21 protein-coding genes are annotated in these 25624 nt (G+C 69.9%); 11 read left to right on the top strand and 10 right to left on the bottom strand.

Annotated elements, in window-relative coordinates; all coding sequences use genetic code 11:
• Window positions 1-487 precede the first annotated feature (487 nt).
• Window positions 488-1807, top strand: a complete 1320-nt coding sequence (locus RIC31_RS16495; RefSeq protein ID WP_350109987.1) for a M23 family metallopeptidase — start codon at window positions 488-490, stop codon at window positions 1805-1807.
• Here the strand turns inward: RIC31_RS16495 and RIC31_RS16490 are convergent.
• From RIC31_RS16490 to RIC31_RS16475, 4 genes are all read right to left on the bottom strand, one after another.
• Window positions 1804-3897, bottom strand: coding sequence for an acetate--CoA ligase family protein (locus RIC31_RS16490; RefSeq protein WP_350109984.1), 2094 nt, complete (start codon window positions 3895-3897; stop codon window positions 1804-1806). The genes RIC31_RS16495 and RIC31_RS16490 overlap by 4 nt on opposite strands.
• An 8-nt stretch (window positions 3898-3905) precedes the next feature.
• Window positions 3906-5078, bottom strand: a complete 1173-nt coding sequence (locus RIC31_RS16485) for an acyl-CoA dehydrogenase family protein (RefSeq protein ID WP_350109981.1) — start codon at window positions 5076-5078, stop codon at window positions 3906-3908.
• 80 nt (window positions 5079-5158) lie between these two features.
• Window positions 5159-6535, bottom strand: coding sequence for an MmgE/PrpD family protein (locus RIC31_RS16480; protein ID WP_350109978.1), 1377 nt, complete (start codon window positions 6533-6535; stop codon window positions 5159-5161).
• A 10-nt stretch (window positions 6536-6545) separates the two neighbouring features.
• Complete coding sequence (locus RIC31_RS16475; protein WP_350109975.1) at window positions 6546-7271, bottom strand: haloacid dehalogenase type II; 726 nt, start codon at window positions 7269-7271, stop codon at window positions 6546-6548.
• A gap of 268 nt (window positions 7272-7539) precedes the next feature.
• Here RIC31_RS16475 and RIC31_RS16470 point away from each other — a divergent pair, with 268 nt between their 5' ends.
• From RIC31_RS16470 to RIC31_RS16460, 3 genes are all read left to right on the top strand, one after another.
• A complete protein-coding gene (locus tag RIC31_RS16470; RefSeq protein WP_350109972.1) occupies window positions 7540-9156 on the top strand; it encodes an ABC transporter substrate-binding protein in 1617 nt (538 codons plus the stop codon).
• 89 nt (window positions 9157-9245) lie between these two features.
• Window positions 9246-10217 (top strand): ABC transporter permease, encoded by a 972-nt coding sequence (locus tag RIC31_RS16465; protein WP_350109970.1) that lies wholly within the window; start codon window positions 9246-9248, stop codon window positions 10215-10217.
• A gap of 14 nt (window positions 10218-10231) precedes the next feature.
• Complete coding sequence (locus RIC31_RS16460; RefSeq protein WP_350109967.1) at window positions 10232-11128, top strand: ABC transporter permease; 897 nt, start codon at window positions 10232-10234, stop codon at window positions 11126-11128.
• Between the two features lie 50 nt (window positions 11129-11178).
• Here the strand turns inward: RIC31_RS16460 and RIC31_RS16455 are convergent, their stop codons facing one another.
• On the bottom strand, window positions 11179-12114 hold the full coding sequence (locus RIC31_RS16455; protein ID WP_350109964.1) for a transcriptional regulator GcvA: 936 nt from the start codon (window positions 12112-12114) through the stop codon (window positions 11179-11181).
• A gap of 196 nt (window positions 12115-12310) precedes the next feature.
• Here RIC31_RS16455 and RIC31_RS16450 point away from each other — a divergent pair, with 196 nt between their 5' ends.
• Entirely contained in the window at window positions 12311-12547 is a 237-nt protein-coding gene (locus RIC31_RS16450) for a DUF1127 domain-containing protein (protein WP_350109961.1), read from the top strand.
• 39 nt (window positions 12548-12586) lie between these two features.
• Here RIC31_RS16450 and RIC31_RS16445 read toward each other — a convergent pair whose 3' ends face one another.
• Together RIC31_RS16445 and RIC31_RS16440 are read right to left on the bottom strand one after the other, a co-directional pair.
• The gene (locus tag RIC31_RS16445; protein WP_350109958.1) at window positions 12587-13120 is read right to left on the bottom strand and encodes a PAS domain-containing protein; all 534 of its coding nucleotides are present in this window, start codon (window positions 13118-13120) and stop codon (window positions 12587-12589) included.
• A 2-nt stretch (window positions 13121-13122) separates the two neighbouring features.
• Entirely contained in the window at window positions 13123-15009 is a 1887-nt protein-coding gene (locus tag RIC31_RS16440; RefSeq protein ID WP_350109955.1) for an ABC transporter ATP-binding protein, read from the bottom strand.
• 222 nt (window positions 15010-15231) lie between these two features.
• On the opposite strand from RIC31_RS16440, the gene RIC31_RS16435 reads away from it, so the two are divergent.
• The 4 genes from RIC31_RS16435 to RIC31_RS16420 are packed head-to-tail and all read left to right on the top strand — an operon-like array spanning window position 15232 to window position 17297.
• A complete protein-coding gene (locus RIC31_RS16435; protein WP_350109952.1) occupies window positions 15232-15843 on the top strand; it encodes a glutathione S-transferase family protein in 612 nt (203 codons plus the stop codon).
• Between the two features lie 13 nt (window positions 15844-15856).
• Entirely contained in the window at window positions 15857-16579 is a 723-nt protein-coding gene (locus RIC31_RS16430; RefSeq protein WP_350109949.1) for an AzlC family ABC transporter permease, read from the top strand.
• Window positions 16576-16914, top strand: a complete 339-nt coding sequence (locus RIC31_RS16425) for an AzlD domain-containing protein (RefSeq protein WP_350109946.1) — start codon at window positions 16576-16578, stop codon at window positions 16912-16914. Before RIC31_RS16430 ends, RIC31_RS16425 begins: the two co-directional genes overlap by 4 nt.
• Window positions 16915-16964: 50 nt before the next feature.
• The gene (locus RIC31_RS16420; RefSeq protein ID WP_350109944.1) at window positions 16965-17297 is read left to right on the top strand and encodes a DHCW motif cupin fold protein; all 333 of its coding nucleotides are present in this window, start codon (window positions 16965-16967) and stop codon (window positions 17295-17297) included.
• 127 nt (window positions 17298-17424) lie between these two features.
• Here RIC31_RS16420 and RIC31_RS16415 read toward each other — a convergent pair whose 3' ends face one another.
• On the bottom strand, window positions 17425-18597 hold the full coding sequence (locus RIC31_RS16415; protein WP_350109941.1) for a pyridoxal-phosphate-dependent aminotransferase family protein: 1173 nt from the start codon (window positions 18595-18597) through the stop codon (window positions 17425-17427).
• 146 nt (window positions 18598-18743) lie between these two features.
• Between RIC31_RS16415 and RIC31_RS16410 the strand changes: the two genes are divergently transcribed.
• Entirely contained in the window at window positions 18744-20270 is a 1527-nt protein-coding gene (locus tag RIC31_RS16410) for a multicopper oxidase family protein (RefSeq protein WP_350109938.1), read from the top strand.
• A gap of 20 nt (window positions 20271-20290) precedes the next feature.
• Here RIC31_RS16410 and RIC31_RS16405 read toward each other — a convergent pair whose 3' ends face one another.
• A complete protein-coding gene (locus tag RIC31_RS16405; protein WP_350109936.1) occupies window positions 20291-23215 on the bottom strand; it encodes an FAD-binding and (Fe-S)-binding domain-containing protein in 2925 nt (974 codons plus the stop codon).
• A 73-nt stretch (window positions 23216-23288) separates the two neighbouring features.
• On the opposite strand from RIC31_RS16405, the gene RIC31_RS16400 reads away from it, so the two are divergent.
• Window positions 23289-24092 (top strand): AraC family transcriptional regulator, encoded by an 804-nt coding sequence (locus RIC31_RS16400; protein ID WP_350109933.1) that lies wholly within the window; start codon window positions 23289-23291, stop codon window positions 24090-24092.
• Between the two features lie 165 nt (window positions 24093-24257).
• Here the strand turns inward: RIC31_RS16400 and RIC31_RS16395 are convergent, their stop codons facing one another.
• Window positions 24258-25292, bottom strand: coding sequence for an L-idonate 5-dehydrogenase (locus tag RIC31_RS16395; RefSeq protein WP_350109930.1), 1035 nt, complete (start codon window positions 25290-25292; stop codon window positions 24258-24260).
• Window positions 25293-25624: the final 332 nt, after the last annotated feature.

Here is a 25624-nt window from a genome sequence, read left to right as displayed (position 1 = left end):
GCCAAGCGCCCTTCAGACGCACAGTCAGATGCACAGATCGGCCCATAAGCCAGAACCCTCTCAGGCCCCAGCACGCCCAGCCAAAAACAAAGCCAGACCGCCGCCTGCGCATCCCTTCCAATTCACAATGTACAAGAGCCGCGGACCGCTGCCCCGAAGGGCGCCCCGGAGGGCTTCCGGTCCGTCGCCGCGACCCGATGTGTCCCGGCGAGGCGCGGTTTATATGAAGGCCTCGAAACGATGTCAAACACCTTTTTGAAGTTTTTTTCCGCTTCCCCGGGATCGGGCTTTCACGCCAGAATAGTACACGCGCGTGAGGGGGAGATCCGGGCCGCCACGTTTAATGCGGCGGCTCAGAAAATCGACAAAACAAGCTGAATTCGCTGGCTTTCCTTGACAGCCAAGGGTCGAGCGCTGATCATATGGCCTGCGCTCCGGGGGACTGGGCGTCGGCACGATACAAGTCGGAATGAGGAGTCGCGGGCCAATGAGATGGACGAGCGCGGTGGTTGTCGGGATTCTGGCCGCCGCCTGGATCGCCCTGGGGGAACCCGATCAGTCCGATGCCCGCTTCGCGGAGGCCGCGCCGCCACCGGCCGGCGCCGGCAAGCCGGCCAGGATCGATCCCAAGCTCCTCAAGGAACCGCATGCCTTTCCTTCGCTCGCCGAGCGCCCCGGACCGGAGGACCGTATCGTCACCGTGGCGCGCGGTGACACGCTGATCGGCATTCTCACCGACAACGGTGTCGACCGCGGCAGCGCCCACGAGGTGGTGCGCAGCCTCGGCACGGTGTTCGACGTGCGCCGGCTGCAGATCGGCCAGGACATCACGCTGACCTTCCTGCCGGGCTCGGAGGGCGACCAGTTCCTCGGCATGGCGTTGCGGCCGACGCCGGAGCGCGACGTGCTGGTGAAGCTGGACGAGGCCGGCGGCTTCGTGGCCGAGGAGGCCGAGCGCGCCCTCGACCAGCACGACGCCTACGCCGCCGCCACCATCGAGAGCAGCCTGTACGAGGCGGCGCTGGCCGCCAACATGCCGATCGACGTGCTGATGGACCTGGTCCGGGTCTTCAGCTTCGACGTCGACTTCCAGCGCGACGTCCAGGCCGGCGACCGGTTCGAGGTACTGTACGACGGCTACGACGACGAGTTCGGCGAGCGCGTCCGCAACGGCGAGATCCGCTATGCCGCCATGACCCTGTCCGGCAAGACCCTGTCGTTCTACAAGTTCACCCCGTCGAGCGGGGTTACCGACTATTTCGGGCCGGACGGCCGCAGCGTGCGCAAGACCCTGATGCGCACCCCGGTCGACGGCGCCCGCCTGTCGTCCGGCTTCGGCGCCCGCCGCCACCCGATCCTCGGCTACACCAAGATGCACAAGGGCGCCGACTTCGCGGCCTCGAACGGCACCCCGATCATGGCGGCCGGCGACGGCGTGGTGGAGATGGCCGGCTGGAACGGCGGCTACGGCAACTACGTGCGGATCCGGCACAACAGCGAGATCAAGACCGCCTACGCCCACACTTCGCGCTTCGCCAAGGGCATCCGGGTCGGCAGCCGGGTCAAGCAGGGCCAGATCGTCGCCTATGTCGGCAGCACCGGCCGCTCGACCGGGCCGCACCTGCACTACGAGGTGCTGCTGAACGGTCGCCAGGTGAACCCGATGAGCGTCAAGCTGCCGGCCGGCGAGCAGCTGCTCGGCAAGGACCTGCGGACACTGCAGGCGCTGATCCCCAGCGTCGACAGCCGCGTCGCCGCCGGCCGCACCGACGCCCGCGTGGTCGCCTCCAACAACGCCGGCCGCTAGCCTGCGGCGGTCCTGACCAGGGCGTCGACCGCGACCACGCCGGTTTCCCCGACGATCACCGGGTTGGCCTCGGCCTCCTGGACCCGCCGCCGCGGGTCCAGGGCGAGCCGCGACAGGGCGGCGACCGCCGCCGCCAGCCCATCGAGATCGCCCCTCGGCCGGCCGCGCCAGCCGTCCAGGGCCCGCAGCCCCCGGACCTCGGCGACCATGGCCCGTGCCGTCGCCAGGTCGACCGGCGCCAGCCGGACCGCCACGTCGCGGTACAGCTCGGCGAACACGCCGCCGGCCCCGACCGTGACCACTGGCCCGGCCTCGGCATCCAGGCGGTAGCCGATCAGCGCCTCGCCGACCCCGCGGGCCATGCCCTGGATCAGCCAGCCCTGCAGCCGGGCGCCCGGCGCGGTTTCGGCCAGCCGGCCCCGCATGGCGGCGCGGGCCGCCTCCACGGCCGCCCGGTCGGCGAGGCCCAGGGCCACGGCCCCGGCCTCGGTCTTGTGCGGCAGGTCGGCCGAGACCACCTTCAGCACCACCGGGTAGGCGAGATCCGCCGGCACCGGCGAGTCCGGGCCGAGCAGCCGGCGATCCACGGTCGGCACCCCCAGCCGGTCCAGCAGGTCGAGCCCGGCGGCCTCGTCCAGGGTGGCGTCGGCCGGCAGCTCGCCGAGCGCCGCCGGGACCGCCCCGGCCGCCAGGTCGCGCGGCGGCGCCCAGGCCAGGAAGGCGCGCACCGCGTCGGCCATCGATTCGACGGTCCGGAAGCCCGCCACGCCGCCGGCCGCCAGCATCTCCAGCGCCCGGTCGGCCTGCGGCAGCGGCACCGCCGCCAACGGCGTGGCGTGGCCCGTGCAGTCGATGATCGGCTGCACCGCCCGCTCCGGCAGGAACTGGGCGGACGACCCGATCGCCGCGATCACCGCCGCCAGTTCGCCGGAGTCGAGCAGCCCGTCGAGCACCGCCTTCATGACCTCGTAGCGGGCGCCGGCCAGGGTCACGTCGATCAGCCGGCCGCCCTTGACCTCGAGGCCGTGGGCTGCCCTGACCGCCGCCCGCAGGGCCTCCGGCGCGCCGGCCAGCGCCACCCCGGCGCCGCCCAGCCGGTCGACCGCCATCGCCCCGCCGCCGCCGGTCGTGGTGACCACCGCCACCGGCCGGCCGGCCCGCGCCGCATCCGGCCGCCGCCCCTTCAGCAGCGCCGGCAGCTCGAGCAGCGCCTCGAACTGGTCGACCCGCAGGATGCCGTGGTCGCGGAAGAAGGCATCGGCCGCCTGGTCGGAGCCGAGCAGCGCGCCGGTATGCGACACCGCCAGCGCCTGTGCCTCCGGCGACCGGCCGAGCTTGTAGGCGATCACCGGCTTGCCGGCGGCATGGGCCGCCGCCGCGAACCGGGCCAGCCGCTCCGGCCGGCGCAGTGTCTCCAGGAACAGCAGGAAGGCGTCGACCTCCGGCAGCCCCGCCGCCGCCTCGCCGATCGCCCCGACGTCCAGGTCGGCCTCGTTGCCGACCGACACCAGATGCGCGAAGCCGATGCCACGGGCGGCACCGCGCGACAGCAGGGTGCCGATCAGCGAGCCGGACTGCGACAGCGCCATCAGCCGGCCGGGCAGCAGGGTCCCGGTCTCGAGCGCGGCGTTGGTTGTGAACGGCACCCGGTCGACGATGTTGGCGACGCCCATGGAGTTCGGACCGAGCAGCCGCAGTCCGCCGGCTGCCGCCCGCTCGACCAGGCGCTCCTGGCGGGCGCGGCCCTCCGGCCCGGTCTCGGCGAAGCCGTCGGCCAGGATGGTCGCCACCCTGACGCCGAGGCCGGCGGCCTCGGCCACCGCGTCCTCGACCCGCTCGGCGCCGACCACGATATACACGTGGTCCGGGCACGCCGGCAGGGCCGCCAGCGACGGCCAGGACTTCTCGCCCAGCACCGTGTCGCGGCGCGGGTTCACCGGGTAGAGCGCGCCCGTGTAGCCGTGCTTGCGCAGGAACCGCACCGGCCGGGCGGCGTCCTTCTTCGGGTCGTCGGAGGCGCCGACCACGGCGACCACGCGGGGCCGCAGCAAGGCCTGCAACCAGGGCTCGATCATGGTGGCGGGGGCCATGGCGCCGCTCACGACGGGGCCTTCGGCGCGCGCTGCGAGAACCGCCGGCCGAACACCCCCTCGGCGATCCGGTTCTTCAACATCTCCGTGCTGCCACCGGCTATCTGCCAGCCGCGCGCCCGGCGCCAGCAGTACTCCACCAGGCTCTCGTCGCTGTAGCCGAGCGCGCCCAGCACCTGCATCGATTCGTTGGCCGCCAGGAATCCGGCCTCGTTGCAGAGCAGCTTCACCAGCGCCGTCTCGTAGGCGTCCGGCAGCCGGTCGACGGCACGCGAGGCCACCCGGTACAGCATCAGCTGGGCGGCTTCCATGCGGGCCGCCATCTCGGCGAACTTCCACTGGATGCCCTGGAAGTCGCTCAGGGTCCGGCCGAACTGCCGGCGGGTCTCGGCATGGGCGCGGGCGATCTCGAAGGCGTGCCGGCCGAAGGCGAGCGAGCGCGCCGAGTTGCCCAGCCGCTCGACGTTGAACGCGGCGATCTGCTTCTTGAAGCCGCCCTCGCCCAGTAGCACGCTGCCGGCCGGCACGAACACATTCTCGAAATACAGCTGGCACCACTCGTCGCCGCCGACATAGCGAACCGGCTTGCCCATGGTGAAACCGGCGGCGCCGCGCTCGACCAGCACGGAGCCGATGCCGTCGACTCCGCGTCCGTAGCGCACATAGACCAGGAACAGGTCCGCATCCGGGCTGTGCGACGAGAACACCTTGCTGCCGTTGATCCGGAAGCCGTCGCCGTCTGGGGTCGCGGCGGTCACCAGGTCGGTCGCGGCCGAGCCGGCCTCGGGCTCGCTCATGCCCAGCGAGATAGCCATCTCGCCGGCCAGCAGGCGGCCGAGATAGCGCTGCTTGAGGTCCGGCGAGGCGTATTCCGCGAAGGTCCGGATCGGACCGAAGTTGCCGGCCTGGATCACGTCGGCTGAGCGCGGGCAGACCGCGGCCACCGCCTCGATCGCCAGGATCGCGTCCATCAGCGTGCCGCCGGCGCCGCCGTCGGCCTCCGCAAAGGTGATTCCCAACAGCCCCTGCTCCGCCATCAGCCGGGCGACGTCGAACGGGAACGCGGTCTCGCGCGCCCGTGCCAGCGCGCCGGCGGCGAGGTGCCGCTCGGCGAAGCCGCGCACGGAGTCGCGAAACAGGATCTGCTCCTCGGTGAGCAGGTCTTCGAACAGGGATGTCATCAGCCGTGGTCTCCGGTGACGGGAATGGTCGGGTGACGGGAATGGTCGGGTGACGATCGCCCGCCCGGGCGGCCGGCGGACTACTCGGCGGCCGCGGCCATGGCCGCCCCGGCCATCAGGTCGCGGACCGGCCGGGCGCTGCCGAGGGCCTGCAGGCCGGCCAGCAGCTCGGCGGAGCGGACCGCCCCCAGCACCGGCCCGGCAAGCTCGCGGAACTTGTCGGCCAAGTCGGCGTCGGTCAGCGGGCTGTCGGGGTCACCCTTGCGGGTCGGGGCGAAGCGCTCCAGCCGGCGGCCGTCGCGGGTGACGATCGCCACCCGCGCGGACCGGGCCTTCGGGAACGCCGCGTCGCAGCCGGGGTCGACGGTGTGCACCACCCGGGCGGCGACCGCGCGCAGCGTCGGATCGGCCATCGCCGCCTCCTCGAAGGCCGCCCGCCGCACCGACCCCAGCACCAGCGCCGCGGCCACGCAGTAGGGCAGGCTGAACTTGGCCTCGAACACCGTCACCGGCTCGGGGTTGCCGCAGATCTCCTTTGACTTGGCGTAGGAGCCGACCTCGATGCGCTCGACGTCGGCCGCGGTCAGGCCATGCTCGTCGGTCAGGGCCTTCACCGCGTCGACCGCGGCGTGCACATGGCCGCAGGCGGCGTGGTTCTTGAAGGTCATGCGGGTGATCGTCCAGTCGCGCCCGAGGTCGGCGGTCACCGCGTCCCAGTCGATCTCGGTGCCGCGGCTCATGGCGGCGGCGAAGCCACGCGGCCCCTCGAGCGCGTCGAGCGCGCCGGTCACGCCCTCGGCGGCCAGCCGGGCCGACAGCAGCCCGGCCTCGGCCGCCCGTCCGGAATGCAGCGGCTTGCTCATGGCGTCGGCCAGGAACGCCTGCTGCAGGCCGGCCGCCATGGTCGCCGTGGTGGCCAGGGCATGGGCGGTCTGCGCCGCGTCCAGGTCCAGGATCACCGCGCAGGCCCCGGCCGCCCCGAAGCAGCCGACCGTCGCCGTGGTGTGCCAGAAGTCGTAGTGGCGCGGATTGACCGCAACCGCGATCCGGTTCGACAGCTCGTAGCCGGCCACCACGCCGGCCAGCAGCCGGTCGCCGTCGGCACCGGCCAGCTCGGCCGCCGCCAGGGCCGCCGCGATGGTCGGCGCGCCCGGGTGGTACAGCCCGTCGCGATAGATGTCGTCAAACTCGACGGTGTGGGCGGCGGTCCCGTTGATCAACGCCGCCGCCTGCCCGCCCGCCGGCGTGCCGGCCGGGATCAGCGTGGCCCGCCCCTGCCCGACCTGGTCGGCCAGCGCACGGACCGCCAGGGTCGCCGGCGGCATCACCCCGCCCGGCAGTGCCGCGGCGAACCAGTCGACGACCGCCCGCCGGGCGTGGTGCCGGACCGCGTCGTCCAGTCGGGCGGTGCGCAGGCCGGCGGCGAAGGTGCCGAAGCGCTCGAGAGCCGTGGTCATCGTCATCTCCTCAGCAGCCGAGCCGGTCGGCGAGTTCGTCCATGCCGTTGACGACCTGGTCCCAGTCCGCCTCGGCCTTCAGGTCCTTCGCCTGCCCCGGGCCGTGCTCGGTCGGCCGGAGCACGAAGGCAGTGCGGAACCCGAGCGCCCGGGCGGCGGCCAGGTCGCCGTTGTGGGCCGCCGTCATCATGATCTCGGACGGCTTCAGGTCGAGCCAGTCGGCCCCGGTCAGGTAGACCGACGGCACAGGCTTGTAGTTCCGCGCCGGCTCGGCCCCGAGGATCATGTCCCAGGGCAGCCCGGCGCGCTTCGCCATGTTCAGCATCAGGGCGACGTTGCCGTTCGACATGGTCGCCAGGATGAAGCGCCGCTTGAGTCGGGTCAGCCCCGGCACGCAGTCCGGCCAGGGGTCGAGGCGATGCCAGACCCGGTTCAGGTGATCGAGCTCGTCCGCCGGCAGCGGATCGAGCCCGAACTCCGCGAGCAGCGCGACCAGGCTCTGGCGGTGCAGGTCGTCCAGCCTGACATAGGGCTTCTCGCCGCGGCGCACCGGGTCCATCGACGGCTGGTACAGGGCGCGCCAGCGGTCGGCGAAGGCGTAGGCGTCGATCGCCCAACCCTTGGCCCGGGACACCGCCTCGACCTCGCGCGCCACACTGTTGCGCCAGTCGACCACGGTGCCGAACACGTCGAACACCAGCGCCTTGACGTCCGGCATCGGAACGGATCCGGCCATACATTCCTCCCGGCCCGCACTGCGGGCTCTTTCTTGACCCCCGGTACGGGGCATGAAAATGTATACAAGCGCTGCAGGGCGCTGCAACCGGCGGTCTCGATAACGCCGGAGAACAGGAACGCAGGGAACGGGGAGGCCAGCAACCGAAGAGTTGCGCCATTCCGTACATCGGCTTGCAGCGGTCCCGGCCAGGGATCGTCGCGGGCGCTAGAGACCGATCGGACGGGGAACCACCCCGAGCCGCGTCGTTTGGGAAGGAGACGTCCAAATGAGTTCAGGACTTAAGACACTTGCGGCCTCGCTCGCCGTCGGTGCGGCGCTCAGCCTCGGGCTGGGCGGCGCCATGGCGGCCGAGACGCCGAAAAAGGGCGGCGTGCTGAAATTCGTGGTCCCCGACGAGCCGCCGAGCTTCGACGGCCACCGCGAAACCACCTTCGCCCTCGTCCATCCGATCGCCCCGTTCTACAGCCTGCTGGTCAAGCAGAATCCTGAGAACTCGATGGATCCGACGGATATCATCTGCGATCTCTGCACCGAGATGCCGAAGCCGACCGACGGCGGCAAGACCTTCACCTTCAAGCTGAGGGAAGGCGTCAAGTTCGAGGACGGCTCGCCGGTCAATTCCAGTGACGTGAAGGCGACCTACGACAAGATCATCTTCCCGCAGGCCGACGTCAGTTCGGCCCGCAAGGCCTACTTCGTGATGGTCGACAAGGTCGAGGCGCCGGACCCGCAAACCGTGGTCTTCAAGCTGAAGTACCCGTCGTCGGCATTCGTGCCGGCCCTGGCCGTGCCGTTCAACTTCATCTACGACGACGCCAAGCTCGCCCAGGACATGCACTGGTACGAGAAGAACGTGCTCGGCAGCGGTCCGTTCCAGAAGTTCGAGCGCCAGGCCGGCGCCTTCATCAAGGGCACCGCCAACCCGAACTTCTACGAGAAGGGCAAGCCCTACCTCGATGGCTTCGAGGCGATCTTCGCCAAGAAGGAGTCGCTGCGCGTCCAGGCCATCCGCGGCGACCGGGCGGCGATCGAGTTCCGTGGCTTCCCGCCGCAGAGCCGCGACGACCTGGTCAAGGCGCTCGGCAAGGACGTCACGGTCCAGGAGAGCGACTGGAACTGCGTGCTGCTGATCACGCCGAACCATCGCAAGAAGCCGTTTGACGACGTCCGCGTCCGCAAGGCGCTGACCCTCGCGGTCGACCGCTGGGGCGGCTCGCAGTACCTCTCGAAGATCGCCATCGTGAAGACCGTCGGGGGCATCGTGTTCCCGGGTCACCCGCTGGCCGCCAAGCAGGAGGAACTGCAGCAGCTCGCCGGCTACTGGCCGGACCTGGCGAAGAGCCGCGCGGAGGCCAAGAAGCTCCTGAAGGAGGCTGGCATTCCCGACGGGTTCAAGTTCACCCTGAACAACCGGGCCGTCGACCAGCCCTACAAGATCGTCGGCACCTGGCTGATCGACCAGTGGAAGCAGGTCGGCCTGGCGGTGGACCAGCAGGTCCAGCCGACCGGTCCGTTCTACGACACGCTGCGCAAGAAGCAGGACTTCGACGTGTCGATCGACTTCAACTGCCAGTCGGTCGTGAACCCGCTTCTGGACGTGTCTAAGTTCATCTCGGAGGAGCGCTCGGGCAGCCAGTACGGCGGCTACACCAACGCCGAGGTCGACAAGCTGTTCGACGCGATGAACCAGACCGACGACACCGCCGAGCAGCGCAAGATGATGCGCCGGATGGAGAAGATCATCCTCGACGAGGAGGCGCTCGGCTTCATCACCATGTGGTGGTACCGGATCATTCCGCACCGCACCTACGTGAAGGGCTGGAACGTCAGCCCGAGCCACTACCTGAACCAGCAGTTGTCGGAAGTCTGGCTCGACCAGTAACCGTCCCGGTTCGGCTCGTCGCCCGCCGTAGCAACGGCGGGCGACGACGCACCCGAGTTTCGACCTTCCGAGATTGAAGGCCGCTGCCAATGCACCAGTATATCGTCAAGCGCGTGCTGATGATGATCCCGACCCTGTTCGGGGCCGCCGTCCTCGTGTTCTTCCTCATGCGCGCAATTCCGGGGGACGTCTGCGAGCTGCGGCTCGCCGGTACCGGCGCGACCTTCGATCCGGACGCGCTCAGGCTGTGCCAGCTCGAGCTCGGGCTCGACAAACCGCTGATCGGCCAGTTCTTCTCCTGGATCGGCGGATTCTTCATCGGCGACTTCGGCAACTCGATGTGGACCAACCAGCCGATCGTCGACGAGATCGGCCTGCGCTTTCAGGTGTCCCTGCAGATCGCCCTGATGGCGACCTTCGTGTCGATCGTGATCTCGATCCCGATGGGCATCATCTCGGCGGTCAAGCGCAACACCTGGATCGACTACTGCGTGCGCGGGTTCTCGATCGCCGGCATCGCGATGCCGTCGTTCTGGCTCGGCATCCTGATCATCCTCGGCCTGCTGATCGGCAGCCAGGCGCTCTACGGCGAACCCTGGATGCCACCGATCAGCTATGTGCCGATCTGGGAAAATCCGTCGGAGAACCTGGCCATGCTGATCTGGCCGGCGCTCGCCACCGGATACCGATACTCGGCGGTCGCCACCCGCATGACCCGGTCGACCATGCTTGAGGTGCTGCGCGAGGACTATGTCCGCACCGCCCGCGCCAAGGGCCTGGTCGAGAGCGTGATCGTCAACCGGCATGCGCTGAAGAACGCGCTGCTGCCGGTGGTCACCGTCATCGGCATCGAGTTCGCCTTCCTGATGGGAGGGCTTGTCGTCACCGAGCAGGTGTTCAACCTGAACGGCCTCGGCAAGCTGTTCGTCGAGTCGGTCAGCAACCACGACTACACGATGACCCAGGCGCTGGTGATGCTGGTCGCCCTGATCTTCGTGCTGACGAACTTCTTCGTCGACCTGCTCTACGCGTGGCTCGACCCACGCATCCGCTACAGCTGAGGAGGACGGGCAGAATGGCGACCTCGGAACTCCCGGTGACGGCCGAGACGGCGGCCCCGCGGCGCAAGACAGCGTGGCAGCAATTCACGCGCGTGGCCAAGCGGCAGCCGCTCGGCGTCGCCGGCGGCTTTATCGTGATCTTAATCATCCTGATGGCGATCTTCGCCGACGTCGTGGCGCCCTACGACCCGACCGCTATGAACTACAGCGCCTTCACCGCACCTCCCGGCTCGGAATTCTGGCTCGGCACCGACCAGATGGGCCGGGACGTGTTCTCGCGCATCGTCCACGGCGCTCGGACCGCGGTGTTCGTCGGGTTCGTGGCGAGTTTCGTCGGAGCCGGCATCGGCCTCGTGCTGGGAGTCGGCAGTGCCTATTTCGGCGGCAAGATCGACCTGATCTTCCAGCGGGTCATGGACATCTTCATGTCGTTCCCGCTGATCATCATGGCGCTGGCCATGGTCGCCATCTTCGGCACCGGCGTCGACAAGGTGATCGTCGCGATCACCATCCCGTTCATCCCGCGCTGTGCCCGCGTCGTGCGGTCCAGCGCATTGTCGGTGCGCGAGATGCCCTATGTCGATGCCGCCCGCTCGATCGGCTACAGCCACACCCGCATCGTGCTAAGGCACATGGTGCCGAACGTGATGGCGCCGTTCCTGATCATGATCACGGCCTTCGTCGGCCAGGCGATCCTGCTCGAGGCCTCGCTGTCCTATCTGGGCCTCGGGGTGCAGGAGCCGATTCCGGCCTGGGGCCTGATGCTGCAGGGCGGGGCCGAGCTGTACGCCGAAAGCGCGCCCTGGGTGGCGATCTTCCCGGGGCTGGCGATCACGCTGGCGGTGTTCGGCTTCAACCTGTTCGGCGACGCCGTTCGCGACATGCTGGACCCGAAGCTGCGGTCACAGTAGCGCGGTTCGCCTCGACACGAGGAAAAGGGCCCCGTTGCAGGGGCCCTTTTTCATGTCCGGACCGGCGCCCGGTCCGGTCTGGCCTGCCAGGTGCGCGCCTCCTCGAGTAGCCACGCGCGAAAGGCCGCGACCTTCGGCTGCCCGGCGCTTTGCTTCGAGCTCAGCAGATAGTAGGCGAAGCCGAGCGGCCTGCCGAGGCTCGGGTCGAAGGGGTGTACGAGGCAGCCGGCGGCGAGGTCTCCGGCCACGAGGACGTCCCCGATCAAGGCCACGCCGTGGCCGTCGAGCGCGGCCTGCGCCGCCATGCTCTCCATGGTGAAGTGCGGCCCGCGGGTCGGGTCGATGTCGTGCAGGCCGGCCGCCAGCAGCCACATGCGCCAGCTCGCGTCGGCGTCCTTCCAGTCGACATGCAGCAGGGTGTGGTGGCGCAGATCGTCGGGCTGGCGCAACGGGTGCTCGCCGCTCAACAGCACCGGGCTGCAGACCGGCGTATTGACCTGACCGAACAGGCGGTCGACCTGCAGCCCGCCATAACCGCCGGGGCCGTAGCGTAGCGCCACGTCGGCGTCGCCGCGCGCCACGTCGACCAGACGATCGGTCCCGTCGATCCGGGTCTCGATGTCCGGGTGTCGGCTGCGGAACCGTTCGAGCCGGGGCACCAGCCACATAGCGCCGAACGACGGGCTGACGCTGATGGTCAACACCCCGCTCTCGCAGTGGGCGCGCATCTGCTCGACCGCTTGGGCCAGCTTGTCGAAGCCCTGGCCGAGCGTCGGCAGGGCCGCCTGGCCGGCGTCGGTCAGGCGCAACGCCCGGGTCAGGCGGCGGAACAGAGGCACGCCCAGCAGATCCTCGAGCGCCTTGACCTGATGGCTGACCGCGGCCGGCGTGACGTTCAGCTCGGCAGCCGCCTTGGTGAAGCTGAGGTGCCGGGCAGCCGATTCGAAGGCCCTGAGAGCGTTCAGGGGCGGGAGCGGTCGCATCATTCCCTGTACCCGTAGATTTTCTAACCCGTCGGCGGAGATCTTCTCGTTTGTTGAAGTTCCCGGGCACGCATATTTCTTCACGAGTTCAAGGCCGGATAACCCTGGATCGGCGCGCTGGGCGCCACCGTATGGATTTGGAAAATCTAGATCATGGACCGGCCGACAGCAACCAACCCGGAACCCGATGGAGGACTCCATGACCGTCTGCTACGAGCTGCCCGCACGCCGGATCGACGGAACCGCCTCGCGGCTGGTCAAAGGCCTGGATTCGGCGGTCCGCCGGAGTGCCGGCGCGATCTCCCGCTGGAACCGGCGTCGCACCACGATCCGCGCGCTCCAGGCCTTGAGCGACCACCATCTGCTGGACATCGGGCTGGAGCGCTCCCGGATCGCCGCCACGGTCGATGAACTCCTCGACAACGAACCGGCATGAGGCTGGGCCCCCTCGGGCAGACCTCTCCCGACCCGGACCCTAGCCTACCGCCGGGTCGTCGTAGCACAGATGGTACACGCCGTGCTCGTCGGGCTCCCCGGCCACCTCTGTGGCATAGAGGAAGCGCTGGGCGCCGTACAGCACCGTGGGCCGGTTGGAGATATCGCCCAGGACCGGCAGGTAGAGGCGATCGCTCGCGATGATCTCCCTGCCCGGAACGGCGAAACGGAGACGGCAGAAGACCGCCCGTTGCTCGCGCAGCACCTCTTCATACATCGCGAGGCGAAAGGCGGCGGGCTCCGGCGGCATCACCTGATCCAGATACCAGCCGGTCGGCTCGAACCCGTAGATTTCCGTCAGCTTCGTGCCGGCCAGCCGACAGCGGAACCGCCCCGAGGGTTCGCGTTCCAGCACCAGCATGCCCGGCAGAACCTCGCGCGGAAGTTCGGTCGGGTCGATCTCCCGCCGATGGGGCAGACGGCCCAGTCTACGCCGCAGGCGATCCCAAAGATCGTACAGCCCGGCCAGGCCGGGATCCGAGATAGACGCCCGAAATCGCGGCGCCTGGTTCATCGCTACTCGGCCGCCACCGCCGCCCCGGCCTCGGCTTCCTGCACGAAGTGCCCGGGCTCGACCTCGCGATAGTGGCGGGCCGGCGGTTCGTACCCGGCAGGCTTCAGCGGGCTCGGGATCTCGTCGGTCATCAGCCGCAGCTCGGTCTTGCGCTTTACCGGATCGGCGATCGGCACCGCCGCCATCAGCTTTCGGGTATAGGAGTGCTGCGGGTTCTCGAACACCGCCTGGCGCGGCCCGATCTCGACGATCTCGCCGAGATACATGACCGCCACCCGGTGCGCGATACGCTCGACCACCGCCATATCGTGGCTGATGAACAGGTAGGCAAGGCCCAGTTCCTCCTGCAGGTCCATCATCAGGTTGATGACCTGGGCCTGGATCGACACGTCGAGCGCCGACACCGCCTCGTCGGCGATGATCAGCTTCGGATTCAGGCCGAGGGCCCGGGCGATGCACAGGCGCTGGCGCTGACCGCCCGAGAATTCGTGCGGGTAGCGGCTGGCATGCTCCTCGTCCAGGCCGACCCGCCGCAGCAGCTCGATCACACGGTCCTCGGCCTCCTTGCCGCGGGCCAAGCCGTGTACGATCATCGGCTCGGCGATCGCCGCGCCGGCGGTCATTCGCGGGTTCAGGGACGCGAACGGATCCTGGAAGATCATCTGCATGTCGCGCCGCAGCGGCCGCATCTCGCCGGACGACAGGCCGACGACCTCCTGGCCCTCGAACTTGATCGAGCCGCGGGTCGGCTCGACCAGCCGGATGATGCTGCGCCCGGTCGTCGACTTGCCGCAGCCGGACTCGCCGACCATGGCCAGGGTCTCGCCCGGCAGCAGGTCGAAGGACACGTTCTCGACGGCATGGATCCGGCCGGTGGTGCGGCCGAACACGCCGGCCCTGATATCGAACCGGGTCGTCAGCCCCTTCACCGTCAGCAGCGGCTGGGCGCCGCGCCGCACCGTGTCGCGGATCTCCAGCGCGGTCTCCGGGACGTCCTCGACCGCGGCGACCTCGTCGCCCTCGGCGCGGTTGACGTCGACGTTGGCGAACTTCATCGGCAGCTTGTGCCCGCGCATCGACCCGAGCCGCGGCACCGCCGCCAGAAGCGCCTTGGTGTAGGGGTGCTCCGCGTGGTGGAAGATGTGCTCGGCCGGGCCCTCCTCGACCTTCTTGCCGCGCAGCATGACGACCACCCGGTCGGCGACCTCGGCGACCACGCCCATGTCGTGGGTGATGAACATCACCGACATGCCGATCTCGTTCTGCAGGGTCTTGATGAGGTCGAGGATCTGCGCCTGGATCGTCACGTCGAGCGCGGTGGTCGGCTCGTCGGCGATCAGCAGGCTCGGTCGGCACGACAGCGCCATGGCAATCATCACCCGCTGGCGCATGCCACCGGATAGCTGGTGCGGATACTGCGAGAGCTGCTTCTCGGGCTCCGGGATCCGGACCAGCTTCAGCATCTCCAGCGCCTGGGTCAGCGCCTGATCTTCGGTCTTGCCCTGGTGCAGCATGATCGCCTCGGCGATCTGGAACCCGACCGTGAACACCGGGTTCAGCGAGGTCATCGGCTCCTGGAAGATCATCGAGATGTCGTTGCCGCGGATCGAGCGCATCTGCTCCGGGGTCTGCTTGACGATGTCGATGACGTCGCCTTCCGGCTTTCGGAACATGATCTTGCCGCTCGGGATGCGACCACCGGCGTTGTCGGTCAGGCGCATCAGCCCCATAGCGGTCACCGACTTGCCGGAGCCGGATTCGCCGACCACTGCCAGGGTCTCGCCCTTGTCGATGTGCCAGGACACGCCGTCCACGGCCTTGACCGTCCGGTCTTCGAGCGGGAAGTGGATCCGGAGGTCCTCGACCTCGATCAGGCGCTTCTCGTCCATAACGTCTCCCTCTCCCGCTCCGGGGCCGCGGCGGCCGAAGGCATTTTGCGGATGCCGGGGCCCGACGACAACCGTTACCGTAGTCGAATTGCATACAATTCGGCACACAAACCCGGCAGTCCCGACGAGGCGGTGTTCCGGCCGGCGCCCGGAATCCGCTTGAGTATGCTTCCCCGCTGCCGTCAGGCTGACGCCAGACGATCCGGACGAAGGACACCGCCCATGCTGATCCACCACGCTGCGAATACCCGTTCCGTGCGGGCCGTCTGGCTGTTCGAGGAACTCGGCCTGCCCTACGACCTCAAGGTCTACAAGCTCGGCGACCCGGCCATGCGTTCGCCCGAGTACCTGAAGCTGCATCCGCTGGGACGGGTGCCGGCGCTCGAGGACGGCGACTGCACCATTTTCGAGAGCGGGGCGATCGTCGAGTACGTGCTCGCCCGGTACGGCGAGGGCCGCCTGCGCCCGGCGATCGACGCGCCCGAATTCCCGGCCTATCTGCAGTGGTTGCACTACGCCGAGGGCATGATGATGCCGCAGGTCAACGTCATCGTGGTCGAGACCATGTTCCTGCCGCCGGAGCGGCGCAATGCCGACAACGTCGCCCGGGCGACCAAGCTGCTGAACCGCATGCTGACGGCCGTCGAGGCGACCCTGGCAGAAGGTCGGGAGTATCTCGCCGGCGGCTTCTCCGGCGCCGACATCATGACCGGCCACGCCTGTATCGCCGCCGGGCGTCTCAAGGCCGACCTTTCGAACAAGCCGCATGTCGCGGCGTATATCGGCCGCCTGACCGAAAGGCCGGCCTATCGGCGGGCGATGCAGGCCGCCTGAACGGGAACCGCCGGTGAAGCGGGAGGCAGACCTGGCCCTGGCCGACCCCGGCGCCGCCGCCCGCGCCGGCTTCCGCGTCGCGATCGGGGTCCCGCTGCTGCTGGTCAGCGGCGGCATGCTCGGTTTCGGCGCGCTCGCCCACGATATCGGCTTCGCATCCTGGGAGGCGGTGCTCGCCTCGACCGTGGTGTGGGCGCTGCCGGCCCAGGTGGTCGCGACCGAACTACATGCGGCCGGGGCCGACCTGCTGGCGATCGCGATCGCGGCGGCCCTGACCAGCATGCGGTTCTTCCCGATGGCGGTGGCGCTGCTGCCGACCTTCGGGCGGGTCGGCCTGGCCGGCCGGGTGGCCCAGTCGCATCTCATGTCGGCCACCAGCTGGGCGTTCCTGATGCGCAGCGCAGCGCCGTCCGAGCCGCGCGCTCGGCTCGCCTACCACACCGCCTTCGCGCTCACCTGCATCACCGCGGCGGCACTCGCCACCCTGGCCGGCTGGCTGGGGGCGGCCGCCCTTCCGCAGCCGCTCGCGCTCGGCCTGCTGTTCATGAACGCTGCCTTCTTCATGGTGCTGCTGATCGACCAGCGCAGCCGGCAGGCCTTGCTGGCCGTGGCCTCGGGCGCCCTGCTGTACGGGCCGGTCCACGCCGGGCTGCCGGAGATGGCGCTGCTGCTGGCCGGGGTGCTCGGGGGCACCGTCGCCTTTCTGCTGGGCGACCGGCTCCGGCCGCGATCATGAGCGAGCTGCCGCACCCCGGCTTCGTCGTGGTGCTGGTCGCCGCCGCCGCGACCTTCGTGTGGCGCGTGCTCGGCGCGGTGCTGGTCGGCCGGGTCGACCCGGACGGCCCGGTGGTGCGGTGGTTCACCCTGACCTCCTACGCCCTGCTGGCGGCGCTGGTGGTTCGCCTGGTCGGCCTGCCGACCGGCTCGCTCGCCGAGCTGCCGGCGACGGTCCGGGCCGGCGCCGTCTTGGTGACGATCACGGTTTGGTGGCTGGGCCGGCGCCGCCCACTGCCGGCGGTGCTGGCCGGCAGCGCCTGCATCGTCGCGGCGGCCTGGCTGGCGGCCGGCTGACGGCGGCGCTACCGTCGCGGCAGCCAACCGCACAACCACACGGTGCCGCCATGAAGATCCCCGCCCTGCCTTTCACCGTCACCGACTGGTCGAAGGTCGAGCCAACCGAGCACCCGGGCGAGACCGGGACCGCATACTGGCGCACCCTGAACATCGGCGACATCCGGGTCCGCCAGGTCACCTATTCGCCCGGCTATCTCGCCGACCACTGGTGCGACCGCGGCCATGTGCTCTACGTGGTCGAGGGCGAGCTGGTGAGCGAGCTGAAGGACGGCCGGCGGTTCACCCTGACCCCGGGCATGAGCTACCAGGTCTCCGACAACGGCGACGCCCCGCACCGCTCGGTGACCGAGACGGGCGCGACGCTGTTCATCGTGGACTGACGGCGGCGTCCGTCGTGCCGTGGGTCCCGGCTCTCCGCTTCGCTCCGGCCGGGATGACGTCCTTTTTATCCGACGCCATCCCGGGCCGACCCGGGACCCACCCGCCGCGCTTCGGCGCCGGCCGCCCTCAGGCATTCCCGGTCAGATAGTCCATCGCCGCCTGCAAGCCGCCGACCTTGATCGGTACGCCCGCGAGCCGCAGGCCCATCTCGCAGCCAGCCAGGGTGCCGGCCAGCATCAGGTCGTTGAAGTCGCCGAGATGGCCGATCCGGAACATCCGGCCCTTCACCTTGCCGAGCCCGGCGCCGAGCGACATGTCGAACTTCTCGAGGATCACCTTGCGCACCGCGTCGGCGTCGTGGCCGTCCGGCATCACCACGCCCGTAAGCACCGGCGAGTACTCCTTCGGCTCCTGGCACTGGATCTCCAGGCCCCAGGCCCGGACCGCCCGGCGGGTCGCCTCGGCGTGCCGCTCGTGGCGGGCGAACACGTTGTCCAGTCCCTCGTCCATCAGCATCTCGCAGGCCTCCTTGAGGCCGTAGAGCAGGTTGGTGGACGGGGTATAGGGGAAGTTGCCCGACGGATTCTGGCCGAGCTGCGACGCCCAGTCCCAGTACGACCGGGTCATCTTCGCCGACTTCGAGGCCTCGATCGCCTTCGGCGACAGCGCGTTGAAGCCGAGCCCAGGCGGCAGCATCAGCCCCTTCTGCGAGCCGGTGACGGTGACGTCGACGCCCCACTCGTCGTGCCGGTAGTCGGCCGAGGCCAGGCCGGAGATGGTGTCGACCATGAACAGCGCCGGATGCTTCGCCGCGTCGATCGCCCTGCGCACCTCGGCGATCCGCGAGGTCACGCCGGTCGAGGTCTCGTTGTGGACCACGCACACTGCCTTGATGCGGTGCTCCCTGTCCTTGCTCAGCCGTTCCTCGATGGCGGCGGCGTCGACGCCGTGCCGCCAGTCGCCGGTGATCACCTCGGGCTTCAGGCCGATGCGGGTCGCCAGCTCGACCCACAGGGTCGAGAACTGCCCGGTCTCGTACATCAGCACGGCATCGCCCGGCGACATGGTGTTGACCAGCGCCGCCTCCCAGGCCCCGGTGCCGGAGGACGGGAAGATCACCACCGGGTGCTCGGTCTTGAACACCGGCTTCACCGCCGCCAGGACCTCCTTGGCCAGTGCCTGGAACTCCGGGCCGCGGTGGTCGATGGTCGGCCGCTCGATGGCGCGCAGGATCCGGCCCGGCACGTTCGACGGGCCGGGGATCTGCAGGAAGTGGGGACCGGCGCGATGACCGCTCATGACGTTGCCTACCTTTCGTGATGCCTGGTGTCGGATCGGCCGGTGGCGGCCGTTGATTTTTGCCACCGCCACGGGGTTCGGCTACCCTCGGAGGCGGGGAGATGCACGGATCGACCACCTGCGTGCGATCGAGGGAGGATTGAGCGATGGCCTACGAAACGCCGTCCCGCCGGGGCGTGCTGGCGGGCATCGCGGCGACCACCGCGCTGGCAGGGTTGCCCGCCGCCGCCCTGGCCCGCAAGCCGAAGCTCCAGCTCGAAGCCACGACCCGTGAGATCGAAGTCAACGGCAAGCTGGTCAAGCGCCTCGCGGTGGTCGGGCCCGACGGACCCGAGGGCCTGCGGCTGAAGCGCGGCGACGACTTCGAGGTCCGGCTGACCAACCGGCTCGACACCGAGACCCTGATCCACTGGCACGGCCTGATCCTGCCGCCGGCGCAGGACGGCGTGCCCGGGATCTCGGGACCGGCGATCCCGCCGGGCGGCCATGCCGACTACGACTTCCCCCTGGTCCAGGCCGGCACCTACTGGATGCACTCCCATGTCGGCTTCCAGGAGCAGCTCGGTCTGGCGATGCCCCTGATCCTGGAGGATCCGGACGACCCGCTGGCCGGCCTGCAGGAGGTCGTGCTGTTCCTCGAGGACTTTACCTTCAAGGATCCCTACGCGATTCTCGCGGATCTGCAGAAAGGCGACGCGACGGCCACCGCCGGTGGCGCCATGACGATGCCTGCCGGCATGGCGATGCCGGGCGGGGCGAAGATGCCCCAGGGGATGAAGATGCCCCAGGGGATGAAGATGCCGGACGCCGGCAAGACCGGGGGCGCCATGAAGATGGCCGACGGCATGGCCGGCATGAAGGCCGACCTGAACGACGTCGACTTCGACGCCTATCTGGCGAACTCCCGCACCCTGCGCGACCCGGAGATCATCAGGGTCGAGCGCAACGGGAAGGTCCGCGTCCGGATCATCAACGGCGGCGCGTCGACCAATTTCTTCATCTCGGCCGGCGGCCGGACCGCCCGCCTGGTCGCGGTCGACGGCGAGCCGGTACAGCCGATCGACGACACCGTGTTCCCGATCGGCATCGCCCAGCGCCTGGACTTGCTGGTCGACGTCGCCGCCGGCCAGGTGGTGCCGATCCTGGCCCAGCGCGAGGGCGACACCGTCAGGACCGGCCTGATCCTGGCGGCACCGGGCGCGCAGGTCGCCAAGGTCTCCGAGCAGGCCGAGGCCAAGGCCGGGGCGATGGGCGTCGAGCTGGAATCCCGCCTGCGGACGGCGGCCCCGCTGCCGCAGCGGCCAATCGACGACGAGCTGCTGTCGACGCTGTCCGGCGACATGGCGGCCTATGTCTGGATGATGCATGGCGGCGTCTACCCGAACAACAAGCCGCTCGTGGTGACCACCGGCCAGCGCGCCGCGATCCGCATGCGCAACGAGACCGGCATGGCGCACCCGATGCACCTGCACGGCCATGTCTTCCAGGTCGTCGAGATCGCCGGCAAGAAGATCGACGGGGCGGTGCGCGATACCGTGATGGTGCCGCCGCTGTCCGACGTCGTGGTGGTGTTCGACGCCAACAACCCCGGGAACTGGGCCTATCACTGCCACAACCTCTACCACATGGAGGCCGGCATGTTCTCCTACCTGGCCTACGTCCCGGCCACCTGACCGGCGGTTCCCGGCGCCGGTCACGGCGCCACGCTCCGGGCCAACACCACGGCGACGTGCTCGGCGGTGCGCCCGGCGCCGTCGTGGATCTGGTGGCGGCAGCTGGTGCCGTCGGCGACCAGCAGGGTGTCGGGCTCGGCCTTCCGCACCGCCGGCAGCAGGCTGAGCTCGGCCATCTTCATCGAGACCTCGTAGTGCTCGGCCTCGTAGCCGAAGGCCCCGGCCATGCCGCAGCAGCTCGACTCGATCACCGAGACGTCGAGACCCGGGATCAGCTTCAGCGCCGCCGTCACGTCACCCATGGCGGCGAACGCCTTCTGGTGGCAGTGGCCGTGCACCAAAGCCTTATCCGCAATCGGTCTCAGCTTCAGCCCTTCCAGCCTGCCTGCCTTGGCCTCACGCACCAGGAACGCCTCGAACAGCATCGCCTGCGCCGGCACCGCCCCGGCGGCGTCGCGCAGCAGCGACGGCAACTCGTCGACCAGGGTGAACAGGCAGGACGGCTCCAGCCCGACGATCGGCACGCCGCGCTCGGCATAAGGCGCCAGCGCCGCCACCAGAGCCCGCATCTCGGCCTCGGCTCGAGCGATCAGCCCGCTCGCCAGATAGGTCCGCCCGCAGCACAGCCGCCGCCCCTCGCCGGTGGCCGACGGGTCGACCACGTGGACCGTGTAGCCGGCGGCATCCAGCACCCGCATCGCGGCGCGCAGGTTCCCGGGCTCGAAATACGAACTGAAGGTGTCGGCGAACAGCACCACCTCGCGGCCCTCGACCGCCCGCCGGTCCGGCACCTCCGAGGCCCGGAACGGCGCGGGCGAGAACGCCGGCAGGCTGCGCTGGCGGGCGAAGCCCATCAGCATCTGCGACAGCCAGGGCAGCCCCGGCACCGTGTCGCGCAGGTTGGCGAGGTAGTGGAAGCGCGACGCCGCCTCGGCCCAACGCGGCAGCGAGGCGATCAGCCGGTCCTTCAGCGACAGACCGTGGCGCGCGACGTACTGCCCCAGCACCTCGGTCTTCATCTTGGCCATGTCGACGCCGGTCGGGCACTCGCGCCGGCAGCCCTTGCAGCCGACGCACAGGTCGAGCGACGCCTTCATCGCCGGGTCGGTCAGGCCGTCCGGGCCGAGCTGCCCCGATAGCGCCAGGCGGAGCGTGTTCGCGCGGCCGCGGGTGACGTGCTGCTCGTCGCCGGTGACCCGGAAGCTCGGGCACATCACTGCCGGGTCGCGCTTGCGGCAGGTGCCGTTATTATTGCACATCTCGACGGCGCCGGAGAGCCCGCCCCAGGCCGACCAGTCGAACCGGGTCGCCGGATTCGCGGGGCGATAGTCCGGCGGATAGCGGAACAGGCTGCGGTCGTCCATCTTCGGCGGGTCGACGATCCGCCCCGGGTTCATTAGCCCCCTGGGATCGAAGGCCCGCTTGACCTCGCCGAAGGCGTCGACCACCCGGTCGCCGAACATCTGGCGGTGGAACTCCGAGCGCACGATGCCGTCGCCGTGCTCGCCCGAATGCGAGCCCTTGTACTCGCGCACCATGGCGAACGCCTCCTCGGCGATCACCCGCATCTTCTTCACATCTGTGCCGTCCTTCATGTTCAGGACCGGCCGGACATGCAGGGTGCCGACGCTGGCATGGGCGTACCAGGTGCCGTCAGTGCCGTGCTTGTGGAACACCTCGGTCAGGCGGTCGGTGTAGTCCGCCAGGTCCTCCAGCGGCACCGCACAGTCCTCGATGAAGGACACCGGCTTCCCGTCGCCCTTCATCGACATCATGATGTTCAGGCCGGAGCTGCGGACCTCGGTGATCTGCGCCTGGAACGCCGGGTCCTCGGCCCGCACCACCGCGCCCGGGAAGCCGAGGTCGCCCATCATCGCGTCCAGGTCGTCGAGCCGCTGCAGCAGCGGGTCGCGCTCCTCGCCGGCGAACTCGACCACCAGCAGGGCCTGCGGCTCGCCCTTCACGAAACGCTCGACGATCGGCCGGAACATGGCGATCTGGCGGGCCAGGTCCATCATGGTGCGGTCGATCAGCTCGACAGCGTAGGGCTTCAGGGTGACCAGGTGCCGGGTCGAGGCCATGGCCTCCCGGAAGGTCGGGAAGTGGCAGACCCCCATGACCCGATGCCTGGGAATCGCATGGCTCTTCAGGCGGATGCGCCGCGACAGCGCCAGCGTGCCTTCCGAACCGACCAGCAGCGACGCCATGTTGTGGCCACCCCGGCCGTCCCGCTGCACGACCCGGTCCAGGTTGTAACCGCCGACCTTGCGCATCAGCTTGGGGATTCGGCCGTCGATCTCGGCGGCTTCGCGGTCGGCGATGGCGCGCACGGTCTGGACGAGGTCGCGGTAGCGCTCCGGCCCGGTCAGCTCGCCAATGTTGCCGGGCACGTGGCCGAAGCGGGCCTCGGTGCCGTCCATCAGGATGGCGTCGATGGCCTCGACGTTGTCGACCATGATGCCGTAGTGGATCGACCGGCCGCCGCAGGAGTTGTTGGCGGTCATGCCCCCGATGGTGGCGCGCGAGGCGGTCGAGACGTCGACCGGGAACAGCCGGCCCTTCCGCTTCAGCCAGGCGTTCAGGTGGTCGAGCACGATGCCCGGCTGGACCGTAACCTCCTGCGTGTCCTCGTCGTAGTCGACGACATCGCGGAGGTATTTCGTGCAGTCCAGCACCAGGGCGGTGTTGACGGTCTGGCCGCATTGCGAGGTGCCGCCGCCGCGCGGCAGGATCGGAATGCCTTCATCGGCGGCGATCTGCACGGCGACCCGCAGGTCCTGCTCGGTGTGCGGCACCACCACGCCGATCGGCTCGACTTGGTAGATCGATGCGTCTGTCGAATAGCGGCCGCGCGAGAACGCGTCGAACAGCACCTCGCCCTCGAGCTCTCGTCCAAGTCGGGCGGCCAGCGCGGAGTCGCCGATGCGAGCCTTCAGGGCAGACATGATCTTTTTCCTCCCACGGCCTGCTAGACTAGCGCCGGAAACGGCCATCGGATACCGGACCAGTGGACAGCGGATGTCGCCGAGCGGACAGGACGAGAGACACAAGGATCCGGTCAGCGGCCATGTCGAGAGCGACGCCGCCGTGATCGGCCACGCTGCCAGCTTTGCGCCCGGCGCCAGCGTGCCCTGGCACCGCCATCGCCGCGGCCAGCTCGCCCTGACCCTCGCCCGGGTGATGCGGGTCGAGACCCCGGACAAGGTCTGGCTGGTGCCGCGCGGCAGCGTGCTGTGGCTGCCGGCCGGCACCCCGCACCGCAGCCTGGCGCCCGAGGAGCGGCTGATGCGCAGCCTGTACGTCCGCCCGGATGCCGCCGACGCGCTTCCGACGGCGCCGACCGCGGTCCAGCAGGGCACGCCGCTGGCCGACATGGTGACCTGGCTGGCCGAGACCTATGACAGCGACCGGCTCGACAGGGCGTGGTCGACCGTGGCGGGCGCCGCGCTGGCCCTGGTGCGCCCGGCGCCGGGGGTGCATATCCGCCTGGCCGCCCCGCAGGACCCCGGGCTCGCCGCCATCGCCGACGCGGTGCAGGCCGACCCGGCCGAGGACACCAGCCTGGAGGACTGGGCCGGACGCCTCGGCGTCTCCGCCCGCACCCTGCGCCGCCGGGTACAGGCCGAGACCGGGCTCAGCTACCGCGACTGGCGCCGCATCCTCGGCCTGACGGTGGCCGCCGAGCGGCTGCTGGCCGGCGGCCGGGTGACCGACGTGGCGTTCGAGTCCGGGTATGCCGGGACCAGCGCCTTCGTGGCGGCGTTCCGGCAAGCCTTCCAGGTGACGCCGGGGGAGTTCCAGAGGAGGGCAGCGGGGCGGTAGACGGCCGGGACCACCACCCCGCCTGACGTCCTGAGGTGCCGCGCACCGCGCGGCCACGAAGGGCCTGCCCGACGAAGGAGCAGCGGCAGCCGGCCCTTCGTGGCTCGCTGCGCTCGCACCTCGGGGCGACAGGGAATGGGAGAACGGCGACCCAGGTCTGCTCCCTCAGAACACGAGATGCACCTTCATCGACCGCCGCCGGTCGCTGGCGGTGCGGAACGCCTCCATGGCGTCGGCGACCGCGAACTCGTGGCTCAGCACCGGGCCGAGGTCGATGCGGCCGCTGCCGAGCAGGTCGACCGCCACCGGGAAGTCGCGGGCGAAGCGGAACGAGCTCTTCAGCGTGATCTCCTTGGCCATCAGTCGGTCCATCGGCAGCGTGACCTTCGGGTCGGCGTAGGTGCCGACCTGCACCAGGGTGCCGCCGGGAGCGAGTTGGTCGAGGCAGGTCGCGAGGGCCGCCGGATGGCCGGAGCACTCGAAGGCGGCGTCGAAGCGGCCGCGCGGGAACGCCGGGTCGGCGACCGAGCCGGGGGTCGCCGCCACGTCGTGCACCCGGTCGGCGCCGAGCGCCTCGGCGACTCGCAGCGGCTCGGGCGTGACGTCGGTGATCTCGACCGTGGCACCTGCGAGGCGAGCCGCCGCCAGGACGATCACGCCGATCGGCCCGGCCCCGGTCACTAGCACCCGGCGGCCGAGCAGCGGGCCGGCATGGCTCAACGCGTGCAGCACCACCGACAGCGGCTCGGCGAGCGCCGCCACCCGCGACGGGGTGCCGGCCGGCACCTTGACGCACTGCCGCTCGTGGGTGGCGAAGGTCTCGGCGAACAGGCCCTGGGCGTGCGGAAACCGCCGCGACGAGCCGAGGAACAGCATGTCGGCGCACAGCTGCTCGCGGTCGGAGCGGCAGTAGGCGCACTGCCCGCAGGGATGGCTCGGGTTGATCGCCACCCGGTCGCCGACCGCGACCAATGTCACACCGGGGCCGACCTCGGCCACCATGCCGGCGCCCTCGTGGCCGAGCACGAACAGCTCACGCACCGGGAAGTCGCCGATCCGGTGGTCGTGGAAGTAGTGCAGGTCGGACCCGCAGATGCCGCCGGACTCGACCCGCACCCGGACCTCGCCGGGGCCGAGCGGCCGCTCCTCGCGTGGCTCGACCCTGAGGTCCTCGATCCCGTGCAGCACGACGGCCTTCATGGCTTCCTCCGTGGATTGGCAGGGCCAATCTGCGGCGGGAGGAGTGGACTGGCAAGCGCGCGTCACTTCGTGGGTTCCGGCTCGGCCGCGCCACGGCGCGTCCGTCCGGAATGACGACAAAGGAAGAAGCCATCCTCATCCGTCATTCCGGACCGGACAGCCGAAGGCCGGACGGATCCGGATCCCACGAAGCGACCTACGGGATTCACACATTTCTCGGCGGCGGGTGGGTTCCGGAGCCGTCCCGGATCAAGTCCGAGACCCTCCGGAATGACGAAAGTGGGGAGGATCTGGTCGGCTTCCCTCCCGACTCCAACCCTCACTTCGTCATC

Source organism: Thalassobaculum sp. (genome assembly GCF_040219615.1).
Classification (GTDB): Bacteria; Pseudomonadota; Alphaproteobacteria; order Thalassobaculales; family Thalassobaculaceae; genus Thalassobaculum_A.
The sequence above is the reverse complement of the archived record's forward strand: the minus strand, read 5'-3'. Positions and strand labels throughout refer to the sequence as shown.